This window comes from Paraburkholderia steynii (assembly GCF_900100565.1).
In the GTDB taxonomy this organism is placed as follows: domain Bacteria; phylum Pseudomonadota; class Gammaproteobacteria; order Burkholderiales; family Burkholderiaceae; genus Paraburkholderia; species Paraburkholderia terrae.
In genome coordinates this window covers 805,144-823,644 of sequence record NZ_FNDI01000001.1, presented here as the reverse complement: position 1 = coordinate 823,644, position 18,501 = coordinate 805,144, and the positions used below count along the sequence as shown (strand labels likewise).

17 protein-coding genes and 1 riboswitch are annotated in these 18,501 nt (G+C 64.6%); of the genes, 13 read left to right on the top strand and 4 right to left on the bottom strand.

Features of this window, described 5'->3' with window-relative positions:
* Positions 1 to 108: 108 nt before the first annotated feature.
* The 3 genes from BLT65_RS03670 to pepN form a co-directional block, all read right to left on the bottom strand.
* Positions 109 to 549: a HigA family addiction module antitoxin gene (locus BLT65_RS03670; RefSeq protein ID WP_091774749.1), complete on the bottom strand. Its 441-nt coding sequence runs from the start codon at positions 547 to 549 to the stop codon at positions 109 to 111.
* A 16-nt stretch (positions 550 to 565) separates the two neighbouring features.
* Complete coding sequence (locus tag BLT65_RS03665; protein ID WP_042313229.1) at positions 566 to 868, bottom strand: type II toxin-antitoxin system RelE/ParE family toxin; 303 nt, start codon at positions 866 to 868, stop codon at positions 566 to 568.
* A gap of 158 nt (positions 869 to 1,026) precedes the next feature.
* Entirely contained in the window at positions 1,027 to 3,729 is a 2,703-nt protein-coding gene (pepN, locus tag BLT65_RS03660) for an aminopeptidase N (protein WP_091774746.1), read from the bottom strand.
* Positions 3,730 to 3,920: 191 nt separating this feature from the next.
* Here pepN and BLT65_RS03655 point away from each other — a divergent pair, with 191 nt between their 5' ends.
* Complete coding sequence (locus tag BLT65_RS03655; RefSeq protein WP_091774744.1) at positions 3,921 to 4,625, top strand: DUF4136 domain-containing protein; 705 nt, start codon at positions 3,921 to 3,923, stop codon at positions 4,623 to 4,625.
* Between the two features lie 117 nt (positions 4,626 to 4,742).
* Here BLT65_RS03655 and BLT65_RS03650 read toward each other — a convergent pair whose 3' ends face one another.
* Positions 4,743 to 5,315, bottom strand: coding sequence for a TMEM165/GDT1 family protein (locus BLT65_RS03650; protein ID WP_042313223.1), 573 nt, complete (start codon positions 5,313 to 5,315; stop codon positions 4,743 to 4,745).
* 8 nt (positions 5,316 to 5,323) lie between these two features.
* Positions 5,324 to 5,558: riboswitch (yybP-ykoY riboswitch) on the bottom strand.
* Between the two features lie 518 nt (positions 5,559 to 6,076).
* Here BLT65_RS03650 and BLT65_RS03645 point away from each other — a divergent pair.
* The 12 genes from BLT65_RS03645 to BLT65_RS03590 are packed head-to-tail and all read left to right on the top strand — an operon-like array spanning position 6,077 to position 18,499.
* Positions 6,077 to 6,781, top strand: coding sequence for a beta-ketoacyl synthase chain length factor (locus tag BLT65_RS03645; protein ID WP_042313220.1), 705 nt, complete (start codon positions 6,077 to 6,079; stop codon positions 6,779 to 6,781).
* The gene (locus BLT65_RS03640; RefSeq protein ID WP_042313218.1) at positions 6,765 to 7,559 is read left to right on the top strand and encodes a lysophospholipid acyltransferase family protein; all 795 of its coding nucleotides are present in this window, start codon (positions 6,765 to 6,767) and stop codon (positions 7,557 to 7,559) included. The genes BLT65_RS03645 and BLT65_RS03640 overlap by 17 nt, the downstream gene beginning before the upstream one ends.
* On the top strand, positions 7,540 to 7,839 hold the full coding sequence (locus BLT65_RS03635) for a phosphopantetheine-binding protein (RefSeq protein ID WP_007744145.1): 300 nt from the start codon (positions 7,540 to 7,542) through the stop codon (positions 7,837 to 7,839). The genes BLT65_RS03640 and BLT65_RS03635 overlap by 20 nt, the downstream gene beginning before the upstream one ends.
* A gap of 2 nt (positions 7,840 to 7,841) precedes the next feature.
* Entirely contained in the window at positions 7,842 to 8,093 is a 252-nt protein-coding gene (locus BLT65_RS03630; RefSeq protein ID WP_007578129.1) for an acyl carrier protein, read from the top strand.
* Positions 8,093 to 8,800: a COG4648 family protein gene (locus tag BLT65_RS03625; RefSeq protein WP_091774742.1), complete on the top strand. Its 708-nt coding sequence runs from the start codon at positions 8,093 to 8,095 to the stop codon at positions 8,798 to 8,800. The genes BLT65_RS03630 and BLT65_RS03625 overlap by 1 nt, the downstream gene beginning before the upstream one ends.
* On the top strand, positions 8,797 to 10,485 hold the full coding sequence (locus BLT65_RS03620; protein ID WP_091774740.1) for an ApeI family dehydratase: 1,689 nt from the start codon (positions 8,797 to 8,799) through the stop codon (positions 10,483 to 10,485). The genes BLT65_RS03625 and BLT65_RS03620 overlap by 4 nt, the downstream gene beginning before the upstream one ends.
* Positions 10,482 to 12,251: a glycosyltransferase family 2 protein gene (locus tag BLT65_RS03615; RefSeq protein WP_091774738.1), complete on the top strand. Its 1,770-nt coding sequence runs from the start codon at positions 10,482 to 10,484 to the stop codon at positions 12,249 to 12,251. The genes BLT65_RS03620 and BLT65_RS03615 overlap by 4 nt, the downstream gene beginning before the upstream one ends.
* Complete coding sequence (locus tag BLT65_RS03610; protein WP_091774735.1) at positions 12,238 to 13,833, top strand: HAL/PAL/TAL family ammonia-lyase; 1,596 nt, start codon at positions 12,238 to 12,240, stop codon at positions 13,831 to 13,833. The genes BLT65_RS03615 and BLT65_RS03610 overlap by 14 nt, the downstream gene beginning before the upstream one ends.
* Complete coding sequence (locus BLT65_RS03605; protein WP_035989949.1) at positions 13,826 to 14,263, top strand: acyl-CoA thioesterase; 438 nt, start codon at positions 13,826 to 13,828, stop codon at positions 14,261 to 14,263. Before BLT65_RS03610 ends, BLT65_RS03605 begins: the two co-directional genes overlap by 8 nt.
* Positions 14,251 to 14,916: a LolA family protein gene (locus BLT65_RS03600; protein WP_091774733.1), complete on the top strand. Its 666-nt coding sequence runs from the start codon at positions 14,251 to 14,253 to the stop codon at positions 14,914 to 14,916. Before BLT65_RS03605 ends, BLT65_RS03600 begins: the two co-directional genes overlap by 13 nt.
* Positions 14,916 to 17,321 carry an MMPL family transporter gene (locus tag BLT65_RS03595; protein WP_091774731.1) on the top strand — a complete coding sequence of 802 codons (2,406 nt, stop codon included), beginning with the start codon at positions 14,916 to 14,918 and terminating at the stop codon, positions 17,319 to 17,321. Before BLT65_RS03600 ends, BLT65_RS03595 begins: the two co-directional genes overlap by 1 nt.
* The gene (locus BLT65_RS03590; RefSeq protein WP_091774728.1) at positions 17,318 to 18,499 is read left to right on the top strand and encodes a beta-ketoacyl-[acyl-carrier-protein] synthase family protein; all 1,182 of its coding nucleotides are present in this window, start codon (positions 17,318 to 17,320) and stop codon (positions 18,497 to 18,499) included. The genes BLT65_RS03595 and BLT65_RS03590 overlap by 4 nt, the downstream gene beginning before the upstream one ends.
* Positions 18,500 to 18,501: the final 2 nt, after the last annotated feature.

Below are 18,501 nucleotides of genomic sequence, written 5' to 3'. Positions count from 1 at the left end.
GGCTTGGGAATTCCCTGATTTTAACCTTTCGATGTGCGGGTTCCGTGACTTTAAAAAATCGCCGCCCGAAGTCGCGCTCCCGTCGTGCTTTTTGACGGGATGAATGCGTCAACGCGAGGCAGCGACCCTGCGCGTCGCGGCTGCTGCGTCTTCGGCGGCTTTTAGCTGCTCGCGCGACAACTGCGGATGCTTTGGCCGGCGCGACGGCGGCAGCGGCTCGATCTCGCGCTTGATCTGCTCGCCCGATTCCGCAATTGCGACACGCAGGTCGTAGGCGATCTGAAGATTGAGCCAGAAGAGCGGGCTATTGTTGAAAAAGCACGACAGACGCAAGGCGGTTTCCGACGAAATGGCCCGCTTGCCGCGCACGATGTCATTGACGCGCGGCGCGGGCACGCGCAGCGCAATGGACAGCGCGTGGGCCGACATGCCGAGCGGTTCGAGAAATTCGCTGCGCAGGATGTCGCCAGGCGTTGCTTCAGGCATGCGCTCGCCGGTGGAAACGTCGGAGAAGTCGAGGTTTTCGAGTTCAGAGCGTTTGATGACCATGATGATTTCCCATGATTCAGTGATAGTCGACGATCTCGACATTGAGCGCGTCGCCGTCGATGTACTGGAAACAGATGCGCCACTGCGCGTTGATACGGATGCTCCATTGCCCGCTGCGCGCGCCTTGCAGCAGTTCGAGCCGGTTGCCGGGTGGCACGAACATGTCCTCGATGCACTCTGCGGCATCGATCAACAGGAGCTTGCGGCGCGCGGCGAGCTGTACTTCGCGCGGCAGCGACCGCACGAATACGCCGTTGAAGACGGCTGCGGTTTCTTTGTCATTAAAAGTAGAGATCACGGGAAGTGTATAACGTGTCATGTTAAACGTAAACCATCAAATGAACACGTTCAGTGTGATCGCAACAACGACGCGCAACCAGTCAGCAGAATGGCGTAGGCAAAATCGCATTCCGCGAAACAGATGAAAAAAAGCCGGCACATGTGCCGGCTTTTGCATACAGCAGAACCGTCAGAAAATCAGGCCAAAGCCTTCTCGACGATTTCGCGCACGTCGCGCGATTTCGCCTGCGCGGCGACCTTTTCCAGTGCCGCGCGCATCTGGTCGCGCAACGCCGGCGTGAAGCGCCGCCACAGTTCCAGCGCGCGGGCGAGGCGCGCCGCGACTTGCGGATTCAACGCGTCGAGCGCGATCACCTGTTCGGCCCAGAATGCATAGCCCGAGCCGTCCGCCGCATGGAACTGCGCCGGGTTCGCCGAGCAGAAACTGAAGATCAGCGAGCGCGCGCGGTTCGGGTTCTTCAGCGTGAACGCAGGGTGCGCCATCAGCTTGCGCACGATCTCGATCACGGGCCGCGCTTTCGTGCCGCGCTGCATTGCCTGCAGCGCGAACCATTTGTCGATCACGAGCGGCTCGTTCTCGAAGCGGCGATAGAAGTCGTCGAGTGCGTCGGTGGCTGCCGCGCCGCCGTTCGATGCAGCCGCCGTCAGCAACGCGGATAGCGCCGACGCCCGATCCGTCATGTTGTTCGCCGCGTCGTACTGCGCTTTCGCTAGGCGCACGGCGTCGGCGGGATCGTCGAGTTCGGCGAGATAGGCGAGCGCCAGATTCTTCAGCGCGCGATGCCCGCCCGCTTCGGGCGTCGGTTCGTAGGCGCCCGGCGTCTGATGCCGTTCGAAAACTGCGAGCCAGTCGCCTTTGAGCGCCGACGCGAGACGCTTGCGCACGAACTGCCGCGCGCTGTGTACGGCGGCGGGATTCGACTCGTCCATCTGCTCGGCGAGATACGCTTCCGACGGCAGCATCAGCGCGAGTTCGCGGAACGCGGGCGACAGCGTCTCGTCGTTCAGCACGCGGCCAAACGCGGCGACGACGGTATCGTCCAGTTCCAGCGCCTTGCCCGTTGCCGCGAGCTCGGCGAGCGTCAGCAGCTCGCGCGTCGCGAGACGCTGGCCAGCTTCCCAGCGGTTGAACGGATCGCTATCGTGCGCGAGCAGGAACGCGAGTTCATCCGCCGTGTAGTCGTATTCGACGACGACAGGCGCCGAGAAATTGCGCAGCAGCGACGGCAGCGGTTTTTCGGCCACATCGACGAACGTGAAGCTCTGTTCCTTCTCCGTGAATTCGAGCACGCGCGTGGTGTGCGGCGACGCCGATGCCTCGCCTTCGAGGCGCAGCGGCATGTCGTTGCCGTCATCGCCGATCAGGCCGATCGCGAACGGAATCAGCAACGGACCCTTCTGCGTGTCGCGCGCAGCCGCCGCGGCATCGCCGTAGCCCTGCGTGAGCGTCACCGTGTAGCGCTTTTGCGAAGCGTCATAGTGCGTGTCGACCGTGATGCGCGGCGTGCCCGCCTGGCTGTACCAGCGTTCGTACTGGGCGAGGTCGCGGCCGTTCGCGTCGGCCATCGCGTGACGGAAGTCGTCGCAGGTGACGGCCTGGCCGTCGTGGCGCTTGAAGTACAGGTCCATGCCGCGCCGGAAGCCTTCGCGTCCGAACAACGTCTGATACATCCGCACGACTTCCGATCCTTTCTCGTAGACGGTCATCGTGTAGAAGTTGTTGATCTCGACGTAGCTCTCCGGACGCACCGGGTGCGCCATCGGACCGGCATCTTCGGCGAACTGCATCTGACGCAGCACGCGCACGTCTTCGATACGCTTGGTCGCGCGCGCCGCCTGATTCTCGACCGTGCTGCCGCCGCTTGCCATATCCGCGGAAAACTCCTGGTCGCGGAACACGGTCAGCCCTTCCTTCAGACTCAGCTGGAACCAGTCGCGGCAGGTGACGCGGTTGCCCGTCCAGTTATGGAAGTACTCGTGGCCGACCACGGCTTCGATGTTCGAGAAGTCGGTGTCCGTCGCGGTTTCGGGATTGGCCAGCACGTACTTCGTGTTGAAGATATTGAGGCCTTTGTTTTCCATCGCGCCCATGTTGAAGTCGCTCACGGCGACGATCATGAAGCGGTCGAGATCGAGTTCCAGGCCGAAACGCTCTTCGTCCCAGCGGATCGAGTGAATCAGCGAATCCATTGCGTGACGGGTCTTGTCGAGATCGTGCGGCTCGACCCAGACCTGCAGCAGTTTTTCCTTGCCCGAGCCCGACTTCACACGCTCTTCCAGCGCGACGAGCTTGCCCGCGACCAGCGCGAACAGATAGCTCGGTTTCCTGAACGGATCTTCCCAGCGCGCGAAGTGGCGGCCCTCGGGCAGGTCGCCCTGTTCGAGCAGGTTGCCGTTGGACAGCAGCACCGGATACGCGGCCTTGTCGGCGCGCAGCGTGACCGTGTAGGTCGCCATCACATCCGGGCGGTCGAGGAACCACGTGATGCGCCGGAAACCTTCGGCCTCGCATTGGGTGAAGAAGTTGCCACTCGACACATACAGGCCCGACAGCGTCGTGTTCGCCGCTGCATTGCAGATGCCCGTCAGCGTCAGCTCGAACGAATCGGGCACGTTGTCGACAGTGAGGCCGTGCTCGTGCGCGTGAACGTTGGCATACGGCTTGCCGTCGATCGATGCCTCGACGAACTGCAGTGCCTCGCCCATCAGTTCGAGATGCGTGGCGCGCACCGCGTCGGGATTGCGGCGGATGCGCATCGTATTCCTGACGACCGTACGCTCGGGCACGAGATCGAACTCGAGCGCGACGGTATCGATGAGAAAAGCGGGCGGCGCGTAGTCGGCGCGGCGGATCACTTGAGGCGTTTCGGTATCGGCCATGGTGTCGTGTCGGGAATAAGCTCGAAGCCGGCGCGTTATATCCATACTGGTAGATGCGCGCCGGGTGATCGGACCATTGTACAAAGCCTCGGCCGATCGTGCGGACAGAACTTTTTACCGTCTTGTCCGGTCAGCGTATTATCGGGCCGCTCGCGCGGCAGGCGCGAGCGACGATACCAATGAGGACGACCATGAAGCTCGACCGATTGACCCGCCAGGCCGCATTCGTGCTTGCGGCATTCGCCACGCTGCTGGCTGGCTGCACGACCTATGTGACGTCGCAGGTGACGGCCTTTTCCGACTGGAGCGGCAGTGATGCGACGCGCACTTACGCGTTCGCGCGCACGGCTGATCAGAAGAACAGTCTCGAGCAGGCCACCTACGAACAGATCGTCGCAAACGAACTCGCGCTGCATGCGTTCCGACAGACCGACGAGCGCGAAGCGCACTATCTGGTCGCACTCGCGTATGGCATGCGCTCGGATACCGTGACGGTGTCGCAGCCCGCCTATTACTACAGCGCGTGGCCCGGTCCGTACTACTGGGGCCGTCCGTTCGACCCGTGGGGACCATGGGGTCCGTGGGGCCCGTATTCGGGGGGCTATGTGAATCAGAGTTATCCCGTGTACACGCATCTGCTCGGCATCCGCATCACGGATCGCGCTACGGGCAAGGAACTCTATAACGTGACGGCGCGCAACACGGACGAGCAGTCTTCGCTGATCGCTGCGATCCCATATCTCGCGCGCAGCGCGATGTCCGATTTCCCGCTGGGCAACGGCGTGGTACGCACCGTCAAGCTGCCCGTCGACGGGAAGGGCGGGATTTCGAACGAAGTGACCGCGGACAATGCTGCGCCGCCGGTGCCAGCCTCGGGTGCAAAGACGGTTCAATAAGCAGCGCGGTTCAGGAAGCGGTTCATTACGCGCTGTCCACAAGAAAACGGCCGCATCGTGTGAGCGATGCGGCCGTTGCTTTTTACCGGAGCGATTGCCAGATGGCCCGGCAGGCGGTCAGACGCCGATGCCCATCAACGCCATCGCGCCGAGCACGACGAACATGACTGCAGCGATTCCGTGTACGAGTTTGGTCGGCAGCTTGTGCGCGAAGCGGTCGCCGAGCAGGATCGCCGGCACGTTCGCGAGCATCATGCCGAGCGTCGTGCCCGCAACGACACCGAAGAAATCATGGAAGCGCGCGGCCAGCGCGACCGTCGCGATCTGCGTCTTGTCACCCATTTCGGCGAGAAAGAACGTGACCACGGTTGCGCCGAACACGCCGAAGTGCGTGCGATTGGTGTTCGCCTCGGCGTCGTCGAGCTTGTCGGGCACGAGAATCCACAAGCCCATGCCAATGAACGATGCCGCCAGCGCCCAGCGCATCACGGTCGGCGTGACGAGCGAGCCGAGCCACGCGCCGAGCGCGCCGGCGCCCGCATGGTTGATCAGCGTTGCGACGAGCACGCCGAGAATGATGGGCAGCGGCTTGCGGTAGCGGGCAGCGAGGACGAGCGACAGCAGTTGGGTCTTGTCGCCAATTTCAGCCAGCGCGACCGCGCCCGTCGAGATCAGAAAGGCTTGTTCCACGTTTTGATAGATTCCCCGGGCCGAGATATGTGCGAGCGACGACCCACAACGCGCCGGGCCCTAAAGCGGCGGTGGTGGATCATCGGTCTCGCCAGGCCAGAGGCTGCGTCTGCCATGGCCATACGGCCAAGTCTGTTGACAGGCGCCCCCGCAAATCACGCACGCTGCGCTCGGGGCCAGAAGCTGGGCCGTTGCGCGGACATGAAGCGGGGCGGCTACTCCCCAATGAGGGGCGCAGTATAGCACGGCAGCTTGCGCAAAGGCGACGACTCAGCGCTATTTAGTCTCGCCTTTAGTTCGCTTACAGCAAGTCCATTGCAAAATCGGGCGCGATTATCGTTTTTTCTACGGATTCGTCGCGCGCTGCCAGCGCGAATGGAAACGTTACAAGCGGCGTGAATGTCTGGCGTGCTGGCGCGCAGCCAGGCCGGGAGAAAGGCTGCATGGACGGGCTGCGCAAGGCTTGGGAACGCTTCCGTCGCGCGCAAGAGACGGATACAGATAGATACGTCTTTTCTGGCTGATTTCGGCCAGAATGCTCTGTATCATTTCGGGCGGTCTACGTAATGACCAGACAAAAACCTGTTTTGGCGTCCCGCCCCTAAATAATCACCGCTGCGTGCCGTTATTTGGGTGACTCCTTAAAATAAAAGTGGACTCACCGAACTGGCGCAGCGCCTCGCCCCGGAGTAGCGCGCTTCACGTGCTGTCGATGGCGAGCGCGCCTCTGGCGTCAGCAGCCTTCACGCGCGAACACCGATATGCCCGATCTGCACTGGACTATTCCGGTTGCTCGCTGGTCTTCCTGGCCTGCCGTCGCAGCCGCCGCACCCGATATTGGCTTTATCGAGCCGATGGTGCGGCGTCGCCTGAGCACGCTGTCGCGTATCGCGCTGAAAGTCGCGCATGATTGCGCCGCCGACCGGCCGAACGTGCGCATCGTATTCGCGTCGCGCCACGGCGAGCTGCGCCGCACCACTGATATCCTGCGCAACATCAGCGCAGGCGAGCCGGTGTCGCCAACGGCCTTCAGTCTTTCCGTGCTCAACGCGATGACGGGTGTGTTCGGCATTTCGCGCGGCGACCGTACGGCTGCGAGCGCGCTGTCCGCCGGTGCGGAGACGCTCGGCTACGCGCTGCTCGAAGCGCACGCGCAATACGCCACGGACACCTCGACCCCCGTGTTGCTCGTCTACGCCGACGAACCGGCCGATCCCGGCTACGGCACGATCGACGAAGAGGTGCAGGGCGGCGCGGTCGCAATCCTGCTGGATGAAGCCCCGGCGGGCCGCCTGTCCTGTTCGCGCACGGCCGTCGCCGACGCCAATGCATCGCCCGAAGGCGCGGGCACTCTCTTTGCAACTCAGAGTCAGGCTGTGCATCACTGCCTCGACACGCACGCAGCTGCGCAATGGCGCGGCGAATATGCGGTCTGGGAATGGAGCTGGGATGAAGGCGTGGCTTGACTACCACTGGCGCCTCGTCGCGACGGCGCTCGCATTCACGGCGTTCGGCATCTGCGGACTCGGCTTTTCGCTGATCCTGTTTCCGATCGCGTGGATCTGGCCGCATCGCGCGTCGAAGCAGCGCGCGATCACCGCGATCATTCACGCGTTCTTTCGCGCGCTGGTCGCCGTGCTGAAGTGGGCCGGCGTGATGGAACTCGACGCGCATGGCGTCGCTGCGCTGCGTCGCAAGGACAACGAGCCGGCCATCGTGGTCGCGAATCATCCGACGTGGCTCGACGTGATGGTGCTGCTGTCGCTGACGCCGCGCGCGTGCTGCGTCGTCAAGAGCGCGCATTGGGGCAACCCGTTTTTCTGGGGCGTGGTGCGCGCGGCCGAATACGTGAGCAACGCCGATCCGCTTGAGCTCGTCGAAGCGGGCGCGCGGCAACTGGAGCGTGGCTACACGATGATCATTTTTCCGGAAGGCACGCGCAGCCCGGCGCGCAACCGGATGCATGCGTTTTCGCGCGGTTTCGCGCACATGGCGCTCAAGTCCGGCGCGCCGATCCTGCCGGTACTGATGGATTGCGATCCACCCGCTTTTACGAAGGGCATGCGCTGGTACAACGTGCCCGAGCGTGCGTTCCGCATGCGCGTCAACGTGCTCGAGCCTCTCGGCGCAGACGCGCTCGCGGCGCACGACGAACCGCCCGCGCTGGCCGCTCGCACGGTGACGAGCGCCATCGAAGCACATATCACCCAGCACCTGTTCGACTATGGATTCTTTAAAGCTTGAAATCAAACAGCTTCTGATCGAAGCACTCGATCTGGAAGACCTGACGCCCGCCGACATCGACGACGATGCGCCGCTCTTCGATACCGACGGGATCGGTCTCGATTCGATCGACGCACTCGAAATCGGCATCGTGCTGCGCAAACACTATCAATTGACGATCGCGGCGAATGACGAACGCACGCGAGAGCACTTCCGCTCGATCAATTCACTTGCGGCGCTGGTGGCGAGCCAGCGCGAGCTTGCGCATGAATCGGGCGATACCACAAAGAAAGGGGAATGACCGTGACCGACACCGAGATCCTTGAGCGCATCCGCGCCATCTTCAAAGAGAACTTCGCCATCGAGCCCGAACGCGTGACGCCCGAAGCGCACCTGTTCGAAGAGCTCGATCTGGACAGCATCGACGCCGTCGATCTCGCGATCAAGTTGCAGGAGATGACGGGCCGCCGGATCAAGCCCGAGGAGTTCAAGTCGGTGCGCACGGTTGGCGACGTGATCGCGGCGGTCGAGTCGCTGCTCGCGGCGCAGGGCTGATGCACACGCAACGTTCGCACGCGCAGGGCGCCTCGGACGATAGTCAGGCGCCGGGCGCAACGCAAGCCGCAACGCCAGCAGCCGTGCAGGCAACGAACGACAGCGAGCGCCCGCGTAGCTGGGCGGGCTTCGCGCTGGGTGTGCTCGCAAAGCTCGCATATCCCGCTGTCATTCTGTGCGCATGGTTCTGGGACGCGCCGCGCTTTGTCGGCTGCCTGCTGTTCGCGCTGTTGTGGCTGCAGCGCTGCGCGGGCACGGGCGCGTTCGGCGCGTCGCTGCGCAAGCTCTCGCGGGTCGACTGGGCGGTGGCGTTGATGCTGAGCATCGCTTCCGCCGCCATCGTGTGGACCAATAGCGAACTGTTGCTGCGCATTTATCCGTCGTTGGTGAATCTCGGTTTGCTGATCGCGTTCGGCGCAACGCTCGTGCGCGGCCCGACGATGATCGAAAAATTCGCACGCATCGGCACGCCCAATCTGAGCGAGCCGGCGATCCGCCACACGCGCCGCGTGACGCAGATCTGGTGCGCGTTCTTCCTCGCGAATGGCGTGTTCTCTCTCTACACGGCGCTCTACTGGCCGCGCGAAGCGTGGTCGCTGTATAACGGCGCGATCGCGTACGGTCTTATCGGCCTGCTGCTGGCCGGCGAAATTGCGTGGCGGTATCTCGTGATCCTGCCGCGCGTGCGACGCTCGGAGGCGGCATGATCGCGCTGCACGATCTGCTGTCGTGCGAGCGCGCTGGGCACGTGCCCGTCTGTCGTGACGACGAAGCAAACCAGACAATCGATTTCGCAGCGTTTCGCGCGCGGGTCTTCGCCATCGCTTTGCAACTGCGTGAAACGCGGGCGCACCGCTACGCGCTATGCATCGACGATCCCTTCGATTTCGCGTGCGCGCTGTTCGCGCTCTTCGCCTGCGGCAAGACGCCCGTGATTCCGGCGAACGCGACGCCCGGCTATCTCGCCGATCTCGCCGATGCCTACGACGCCGTGCTCACGGACGCCGACGTCCGCGCGCATGTCGCAACGCAGGCATGCGCCGAAACGCCGCTAAGAATAGATCCGAACGCGCCGCTCACGCTCTACACATCGGGTAGCAGCGGCACGCCGAAGCCGATTCACAAGACGCTCGCGCAGTTCAACGCCGAAGTACACACGCTGGAGCGCGAGTGGGGCGAACTCGTCGGCGATGCGACGATGCTCGCGAGCGTCCCGCATCACCACATCTACGGTTTGCTGTTTCGCGTCATGTGGCCGCTCGCCGCCGGACGCGCGTTCGATCGCGCCGTCTGCATCGAGCCGCAGCAAGTGCAGTCGCGCATCGGGCAATGCGGCGCGGCCGTGGTCGTGTCGTCGCCCGCGCAACTGTCGCGCTGGCCCGCGATGCCCGGCTTCGCGGCATTGACGCCCGTGCCGTGCGCGTTCTTCTCGTCGGGGGGACCGCTTTCCGCCGAAGCCGCTGCTGAATATGCCGCCGCTTTCGGCAGCGCACCGATCGAAATCTACGGCAGTACGGAAACGGGCGGTATCGCGTGGCGACGTCAGAACGAGACGTCGGCGTGGCGGCCCGTCAACGGCGTCGAGGTGCAGCGCGGTGAAGACGGCGCGCTGAATGTGCGCTCACCGCATCTGGGCCATGACGACTGGCATCGCACCGACGACGCCATCGTGTTCGACGACGACGGCCGCTTCCGTCTGCAAGGACGCCTCGACCGCGTGATCAAGCTCGACGGCAAGCGTGTGTCGCTGCCCGAAGTCGAAGCGCGTCTCGCGTTGCATCCGTATGTCGCGCAGTCGGCGGTGGTGCGGCTCGCGGGAGCGTCGCGCGAACGTCTCGGCGCGGTGGTCGCGCTCAACGATGCGGGCAGCGCGGCGCTGCGCAATGAAGGGCGCGTCGCGCTCGCGAAGACCTTGCGCCGCCATCTCGCCGCCTATTTCGACGTGGTCGTGCTGCCGCGTCACTGGCGCTTTCGCATTGCGTTGCCGTTCGACGCCCGCGGCAAGCTGCCCGCTGCCGCCGTGGCCGCCGCTTTCGAGCCGCGCGACGACGGCTTCGAACTGCTGTCCGAAGCGCGCAACGGTGACGATGTCCATTACGAACTGCGCGTGCCGCCGACGCTCGACCATTTCGCGGGCCACTTTCCCGGCCTGCCTATCCTTCCCGGCGTCGTGCAGCTCGACTGGGCGATTCGCCTCGCCGCAGCGCACGTGACGGGCGTGCGCGAGATCGAATCCGTCGATCGTCTGAAGTTCACCGCGCCCGTGATGCCAGGCGCCGTGCTCGACCTGAAGCTGTCGCACGATGCCGCGCGGCGGCGCGTGCAGTTCGCGTATCGCGTCGATGGCCGCGACAGTGCGTCGGGCGTGATCGTGTATCGGGAGCGCGCATGAGCGACGCAGGTTTCAACGCGTGCATCGTCATTCCGATCTACAACCACAAGGACGCGATCGGCGGCACGGTCGAGCGTCTTGCCGTGCATGGATTGCCGATCTTCGTGGTCGACGACGGCAGCGATGAACCGACGCAAGCGGTGCTCGCGAAGCTTGCTTGCCAGCATCGCGAGCAGATGACGCTGCTGCGCCTGCCCGTGAACGGCGGCAAGGGCGCGGCCGTGATGGCGGGACTGCGCGCGGCGAAGCGAGCGGGCCATACGCACGCCTTGCAGATCGACGCGGACGGCCAGCACGACGCGAACGATGTGCCGCTGTTTCTCGCTGCCGCGCGCGCCGAGCCGGGCGCCGTGATTCTCGGTCGGCCTGTCTACGATGAGAGCGTGCCGAAATCGCGTCTTTATGGCCGCTATCTGACGCATGTGTGGGTATGGATCGAAACGCTGTCGCTGACGATCCGCGATTCGATGTGCGGCTTTCGTCTGTATCCGCTCGACGCCGCGTGCGCGCTGATCGACAGCGTGGACCTGCCGACGCGAATGGACTTCGACATCGAGATTCTCGTGCGGCTGTACTGGCGGCGCCTCGCGTTCCGCGCGATTCCAACGCGCGTCACGTACGCGATGGACGGCGTGTCGCACTTCGACGTGTTGTGGGACAACGTGCGCATCAGCGCGAGTCATACGCGCCTTGTGTGCGGGATGCTGTTGCGTCTGCCGCTGTTGCTCGCGCACAAGTTCATGCCGCGTAAGTCCGCCGCTTCGAATTCGAATGGCGACAACGCGAAATGGTGGCGCATGGCCGAGCGCGGCAGCCGCCTCGGCATGACGCTGCTCGCACTCAGTTGCAAGCTGTTCGGCATGCGCTTCACCGCGCTGTGGCTGCATCCCATCGTCGCGTATTTTCTGATGACGGGCCGCGCTGCGCGCTCTGCGTCGCGCACGTACTTCACGCATCTCGAACAGGCTGCGCAAGGCGAGCGCACGCCGCGCCCTGGCTGGCGTTCCGCGTACCGACAGATGCTCGCGTTCGCGCAATCGGGCCTCGACAAACTCGCCGCCTGGTCGGGCCGCATCGATTCGAACGACGTGATCTTCGACGATTCGTCCGCATTCGACGCGCTCGTCGCGAGCGGGCGCGGCGCGCTCGTGATCGGCGCGCATCTCGGCAACCTCGAAATGACGCGCGCGCTTGCCGTGAACGGCGGCCACGCGAAGGTCACAGCCATCGTCTACACCGAGCACGCGAAGCGCTTCAACAGCGTGCTGTCGACGGCGAACAGCGAGTTCGCGAAGCGGCTCATGCAAGTCAGCGACTTCGGACCCGAGACGTCGATGATGATGCAAGAGCGCATCGACGCGGGCGAGCTGCTGGTGATCGTCGGCGACCGTGTGCCCGCGCGCGAATCGGGCCGAACTACCGACGCGCAATTTCTCGGCGCGACAGCGCCGTTCGCGCAAGGGCCGTATGTGCTCGCGCATGCGCTCGGCTGCCCGGTGTATCTGTTCTTCTGCCTGAAAGAGCGCGACGAGCGAAATCGTGAGCGCTACCGGCTGTACTTCGAGCCGTTCGCCGAGCGCATCGACCTGCCGCGCCGCGAACGCGCGCAGCATATCGCCGCCTGGGCGCAGCGCTATGCGTCGCGCCTCGAGCACTATTGCCGCAAGGCACCTTATCAATGGTTCAATTTCTTCGATTTCTGGGCGCGTCCCCGAAAGACGATAACGGGTGGCATCCCACACGGAGACGCGAATGTCGGATCATGATCTGATCGACGATGCGCACGCACGTGCCGCGCACACGGCAACGCCGCGTGCGGTGGTGATCGGCGGACGCAAGCTGTCGATCGAAGAGGTCGTCGCGATTGCGAAGGGACGCGCGAGTGTCGCGCTGAGCGGTGATCCCGCGTGGCGTTCGCGCATCCAGCGTGGCGCAGATTTTCTGCGCCGTCATCTCGCCGCGGGCGAAACGGTGTACGGCGTGAACACGGGCTATGGCGACGCATGCGTCGTCGATGTGCCGATGGAACTCGTCGAAGCGTTGCCGCTGCAACTGACGCGCTATCACGGCTGCGGCATGGGCGCTTATCTCGACGATGCGCAGGCGCTCGCCGTGATCGCCGCGCGTCTGAACTCGCTCGCGTACGGCTTTTCCGGCGTGCGCCCCGTGCTGCTCGAACGGCTCGCCGATCTGATCAATCATCGTGTGCTGCCGCGTATTCCGTCGGAAGGCTCGGTCGGCGCGAGCGGCGATCTGACGCCGCTGTCGTACGTGGCGGCGGCGCTCGTCGGCGAACGCGACGTGATGTTTGATGGCACGCTGCGCGATGCCGCCGGCGTGTGGGCGCAACTCGGCCATGCGCCGCTGACGCTCGCGCCGAAGGAAGGTCTCGCGCTGATGAACGGCACGGCCGTGATGACGGGCCTCGCGTGTCTCGCGTTTGCGCGTGCCGGACATCTCGCGCGTTTGGCCTCGCGTTTGACGGCGCTGTCGACGGTTGCGCTCGATGGCCGCGCCGCGCACTTCGACGCGATGATCTTCGAAGCAAAACCGCACGCAGGGCAGGCCGAAGCCGCCGCGTGGATTCGCGCGGACCTCGCGGGCCGCGACGATACGCCGGGTCATCGCTTGCAGGATCGGTATTCGATCCGCTGCGCGCCGCATGTGATCGGCGTCGCCGTCGATGCATTGTCGTGGGTTCGGCGCGACGTAGAGAACGAACTGAACAGCGCAAACGACAATCCGCTGATCGACCCGGACGGCGAACGCGTGCTGCACGGCGGCAACTTCTACGGCGGCCATATTGCGTTCGCGATGGACGCGTTGAAGACGGCCGTCGCGAATCTCGCGGATTTGATGGACCGGCAACTTGCGCTGATCGTCGACGACAAATTCAACAACGGCTTGCCGCGCAACCTGACGGGTGCGAGCCCGGCGCGCGCGCCGATCAATCACGGTTTCAAGGCGGTGCAGATTTCGTCGTCGGCGTGGACGGCGGAAGCGCTGAAGCACACGATGCCCGCAAGCGTGTTCTCGCGTTCGACGGAAGCGCACAACCAGGACAAGGTCAGCATGGGCACGATCGCCGCGCGCGATTGCCTGCGCGTGCTCGAACTGACGGAGCAGGTTGCAGCCGCGCATACGCTCGCCACCGTGCAGGCGCTGAAGCTGCGCGTGCGCATCAACGGTGAGACGACCGTCCCCGCGCCGCTGCGTGCATTCGCTCAGGAGGTGGCCGCGATGTCGCCGTTCGTCGAGGAAGACCGCGCGCTCGAAAGCGATCTGCGCGCGTTGACGGCGCGCATTGCCGAATGCGCGCTGGTTGAAGGAGGCGCGCATCATGAATGAGCGCCACCAAGGCAAGACGTTGAAGGCGAGCGCGATCGTCGAAGTGCCGTTTCATGACGTCGACGCGATGAACGTCTGCTGGCATGGCCATTACCTGAAGTACTTCGAGATCGGCCGCGCCGCGCTGTTGCGTGCGTTCGACTACGACTACCGCGAGATGCAGGCGTCGGGCTATCTGTGGCCGATCGTCGAGGCGCATCTGAAGTACGTGCGGCCCGCGACTTACGGCCAGCGGATCGACGTGCGCACGGAGCTGCTCGAATTCGAAAACCGCTTGAAAATAGGCTATGAAATCGTCGATTGCGCGACGGGCACGCGGCTGACAAAGGGCTACACGATCCAGGTCGCGATCGATGCCGCCACGCAGGAAACGCAATTCGTGTCGCCGCCGGTCGTGTTCGAAAAGCTGGAGCGCGCATGGTCACGCTGACATTACGAGCCGCGTTGGTCGCTGCGTTGCTTGCTGTGGCGAGCGTGAGTTCATACGCGGCGACACAGCAGACGCAGTCTCAAGCGCAAAACGGCAACCCCGCGCTCGTCTCGCAGGTCGCGTCACGTCTTGCGCAGGCGAAGGGCGTGCGCGCGCAGTTCACCCAGACGCAGACGCTGTCCGCAATGAAGCAGCCTTTGGTGAGCACGGGCACGCTGGTGTTTTTCCGTGAGCGCGGCGTGATCTGGCGTGTCGATACGCCGTACAAGGCGATCTATGTCATCACCGACGCAGGCGTCAGCGAAGTCGATGCGAACGGCAAGCGCGTCAATACGAAAAGCGCGCAGGGCGTGCGCGGTGTCGCGCAGGTCTCGAAGATGATGCGCGCGATGCTCGGCGGCGATCTGTCCGCGCTGTATTCGCAGTTCGATGTCGACGCGCAAGGCACGCCGTCGCAATGGAAACTCGAACTGAAGCCGAATCAGCCGCAACTCGCGCAGTCGATCAAGGGCTTGCAGATGACGGGCGGCGAGTTCCTGCAGACGCTGCGTATCACGCTGGCGAACGGCGACGTCACGCAGATCGAGTTCGCGAAGAGCGAAGCGATCAACGATCTCGCGCCCGGCGAGCGCACGTTGCTTGGAGCACAATGATGCTGATGGCGCGACAGTGGACCAAGACGCAGTTGTGGGGCATCCGGGCCGCATGGCTCGTGCTCGCGCTCGTCGCTTCGCTGTACTGCGTCTTTCGTTTCATGGGCCCGTCGCCGCTGGAGACGAATCTGCTCGCGCTGCTGCCCGCGACGGAAGCCGATCCCGTCGCTGAAAAAGCCGTCGATACGCTCGCCAACGCTCTCGGCGACCGCACGGTGTTTCTGGTGACGAGCAAGGACGACGCGCGCGCGAAAGCCGCGGCGAAACAATTCGGCGCGGCGTTGCAGAAAAGCGGCGCGTTCGCGTCGGTGACGGCGGAGTTGCCGCCGTTCGACATGTCGCAGATCGGCGGGTTGTACATGCCATATCGCTTCGGCCTGTTGACGCGTGACGACCGCGACGCCGTTGCAAACAACACGGCATCGCTGCACGACGCGCTGATGCAGCGCATCTACAACCCGGTGCGCGGCCCACTAACCACGCAACTCGCCGACGATCCGTTCGGCTGGCTCGAACACTTCCTGAGCGGCTTGCCGCTCGCCACCTCGAATCTCGATCTCGAAGACAACATGCTCGTCGCGCATCGCGGGGACCTGACGAGCGTGCTCGTGGTCACGACGCTGCCCGGTTCCGCGTACGAATCGCAGACGCAGCGCGCGGTGCTGTCAGCCGTTGCGCAGGCGCAAGCAGCGCTGAAGTCGAGCTATCCCGATGCGAGCGTCGCGCGCACGGGCGCCGTGTTCTATGCGGAATCGGCGCGCAGCGCGTCGGAACGCGAAGTACATCTGATCGGCGTCGCGTCCGCGTGCGGCATCGCGCTGCTGATGCTGTGGGTGTTCCGTTCGCCGCGTCTGTTGCTGTTCGGCTTCGTGTCGACGACGCTCGGCATTGTTTGCGCGCTCGCCGTCACGATGCTCGTGTTCGGCAAGCTGCATCTGTTGACGCTCGTGTTCGGCGCGAGCCTGATCGGCGAGGCCGTCGATTATTCGATTCAATATTTCGTCGTCTATCTCGGCGCGCAGCGTGGCTGGAACGCACGGCAGGGCGCGCGCTCGGTGCGGCCTGCGCTGACTGTTGCGCTCGCGACGAGCCTGCTCGGCTACGCGATCCTCGCGTGGGTGCCGTTCCCGGCGCTCAAGCAGATTGCGTGCTTTGCGATCGCCGGGATCTGCACCGCGTTCGCGTCGGTGTTGTGGCTGCTGCCCGTGCTGCTCGTCAAGGGGCCGAAGCACGCCCAGCGGCGTCTCTTCCTGCGCGCCGCGACGCTGCTTGAACGTTGGCACGCGGCTATCGGCGGGCGGCGCGCGTGGATCGTCGCGGGCGTGCTCGTGCTGCTCGCGATACCCGGCTGGCTGCGCCTCACCAGCGACGACGATATCCATCTGCTGATCCAGCGCGATCCCGCGCTCGTCGCGCAGGAAGATCAGGTGCGCAATGCGATCGGCGTCGATAACACCGCGCAGTTCTTCGTCGTGCGCGGGCCGTCGGCGGAAACCGTGTTGCAGCGCGCGGAAGCGCTCGGCGCGAAGCTCAATGCATTGAGCGGCACGCAAGCGGTGAATGGCTGGCAATCGGTGACGCAGTTCGTGCCGTCGGCGCAACGCCAGGCCGACACGCGCAACGTGCTCGCGCAACAGGTGTTCAACGATCCCGCCGCGCTTCGTTCGATGCTGCTGCAAGCGGGCTTTCGCGACGAAGTCGCCGATGCATGGCTCGCTTCCTACGCGAAGTCGAACGCTGCGCCTTTGACGGTCGAGCGCTGGCTCGCTGCGCCCTGGTCGCAACCTTATCGTCATCTATGGCTGGGCGCTGTGGACGCGCGCGGTGAGCACGGCTACGCAGCCATTGTGATTCCACAACGCGTGACGCCGCAAAACGTCGCCGCGTTGATCGGCGCCGCGCATTCCGTCGATGGCGTCGTATCCGTCGACAAGGCCGCGAGCGTGTCGAAGCTGTTCGGCGCCTATCGCATAGACAGCGGCATCTGGCTTGGGGGCGCGCTGCTGCTCGTGCTGATTCTGCTGATGGTGCGCTACACGCCGCGCGGCGGCATCGCGACGACGCTGCCCGTGCTGCTCGCCATCGGCGTGACGCTCGCCGCCTTCGGCTACGCGCGCGTGCCGCTCAATCTGTTCAACTGCCTCGCGCTGATGCTCGTGCTCGGCGTCGGCGCAAACTATGCGGTATTCCTGCGCGAAGGCTGTCTGCGTGACCACGCCGATCTCGGCGCGGTGTGGACGGGCGTGCTGCTGTCGGCGGCGACTACGCTGCTGTCATTCGGCATGCTGGCCTTAAGCGCAATGCCCGCATTGAAGAGTTTTGGCGCCACGCTGGCGCTCGGCATCCTCGTGTCGGTGCTGCTTGCGCCGATCGGCATGCCGCCTGGAAGAAGGAGAGTCGCATGACGCTGCCACCTGTTTATCTGCATGCGCTCGGCATGGTCAACGCGCTCGGCGGCGACGTCGCTTCGATCGTGCCCGCGCTCGAAGCCGCGCAATCGCCCGGCATGGGATTGATGCACACGGGCATCGGCGATGCGTACGTCGGCCGCGTGTCGACGCCGCTCGACATCGCGTTGCCCGCGACGCTCAAGCGCTTCGATTGCCGCAACAACCGCATGTTGCTCGCGGCGCTCGAACAGATTCGCCCCGAGATCGAGGCGGCGCGCGAGCGCTACGGCTCGCACCGGATCGGCGTCGTACTCGGCACGAGCACATCGGGCATCGACGCGGCTGAGGTCGCCTTCGTCCACCAGGCGCAAGCGGGTGAGTTGCCCGACGACTTCAACTACCGGCAGATGGAGATCGGCACCGCCGCGCCGTTCGCGGCCGCCGCGCTGAATGTGCAGGGGCCCGCGTTCACGATTTCGACGGCTTGCACGTCGAGCGCTAAAGCATTCGTGTCGGCGCGCCGTTTACTGCAACTGGGCGTGTGCGACGCGATGATCGTTGGCGGTGTCGATTCGCTGTGCGAGCTGACGGTGCAGGGCTTTGCGTCGCTCGAATCGACGAGCGTGACGCGCACCAATCCGATGAGCCGCAACCGCAGCGGCATCAACGTCGGCGAGGGCGCCAGCGTGTTCCTGATGACGCGCGACGAAGACGAAGTGCGCCTCGCGGGCGCGGGTGAATCGAGCGACGCGCATCATGTGTCGGCGCCGGACCCGCAGGGTATCGGCGGCGAGCTTGCGTTGCGCGCGGCGCTGAAGGACGCGGGCATCGAGGCGTCGGCGATCGCATATGTGAATCTGCACGCGACGGCTACGCGCAAGAACGACGACATGGAAGCGCATCTGATGTCGCGCGTATTCGCGCACGGCGTGCCCGCGAGCGGCACGAAGCCGCTCACGGGGCACCAGCTCGGCGCGGCGGGCGCGACGGAGCTGGGCTTCGCGTGGCTCACGCTCGCGCGCGGTGACGTGGCGATGCCGCGCCATCGATGGGATGGCGAAGCGGACCCGGCGTTGCCCGAACTCGATCTCGTGCAGGACGAGCGGCGCATTCCGCGCGACCGCGCGCAATACGTGATGAGCAATTCGTTCGCGTTCGGCGGCAGCAACGTCAGCCTGATACTGGCGCGCTGAAC

Coding starts and splice junctions, on each gene's coding strand:
- BLT65_RS03665 (WP_042313229.1), bottom strand. CDS start 868: ATGACACGTTATACACTTCCCGTGATCTCTACTTTTAATGACAAAGAA.
- BLT65_RS03640 (WP_042313218.1), top strand. CDS start 6,765: ATGAAGGCGTGGCTTGACTACCACTGGCGCCTCGTCGCGACGGCGCTC.
- BLT65_RS03595 (WP_091774731.1), top strand. CDS start 14,916: ATGCTGATGGCGCGACAGTGGACCAAGACGCAGTTGTGGGGCATCCGG.
- BLT65_RS03635 (WP_007744145.1), top strand. CDS start 7,540: ATGGATTCTTTAAAGCTTGAAATCAAACAGCTTCTGATCGAAGCACTC.
- pepN (WP_091774746.1), bottom strand. CDS start 3,729: ATGGCCGATACCGAAACGCCTCAAGTGATCCGCCGCGCCGACTACGCG.
- BLT65_RS03670 (WP_091774749.1), bottom strand. CDS start 549: ATGGTCATCAAACGCTCTGAACTCGAAAACCTCGACTTCTCCGACGTT.
- BLT65_RS03610 (WP_091774735.1), top strand. CDS start 12,238: ATGTCGGATCATGATCTGATCGACGATGCGCACGCACGTGCCGCGCAC.
- BLT65_RS03655 (WP_091774744.1), top strand. CDS start 3,921: ATGAAGCTCGACCGATTGACCCGCCAGGCCGCATTCGTGCTTGCGGCA.
- BLT65_RS03620 (WP_091774740.1), top strand. CDS start 8,797: ATGATCGCGCTGCACGATCTGCTGTCGTGCGAGCGCGCTGGGCACGTG.
- BLT65_RS03600 (WP_091774733.1), top strand. CDS start 14,251: ATGGTCACGCTGACATTACGAGCCGCGTTGGTCGCTGCGTTGCTTGCT.
- BLT65_RS03645 (WP_042313220.1), top strand. CDS start 6,077: ATGCCCGATCTGCACTGGACTATTCCGGTTGCTCGCTGGTCTTCCTGG.
- BLT65_RS03605 (WP_035989949.1), top strand. CDS start 13,826: ATGAATGAGCGCCACCAAGGCAAGACGTTGAAGGCGAGCGCGATCGTC.
- BLT65_RS03625 (WP_091774742.1), top strand. CDS start 8,093: ATGCACACGCAACGTTCGCACGCGCAGGGCGCCTCGGACGATAGTCAG.
- BLT65_RS03615 (WP_091774738.1), top strand. CDS start 10,482: ATGAGCGACGCAGGTTTCAACGCGTGCATCGTCATTCCGATCTACAAC.
- BLT65_RS03590 (WP_091774728.1), top strand. CDS start 17,318: ATGACGCTGCCACCTGTTTATCTGCATGCGCTCGGCATGGTCAACGCG.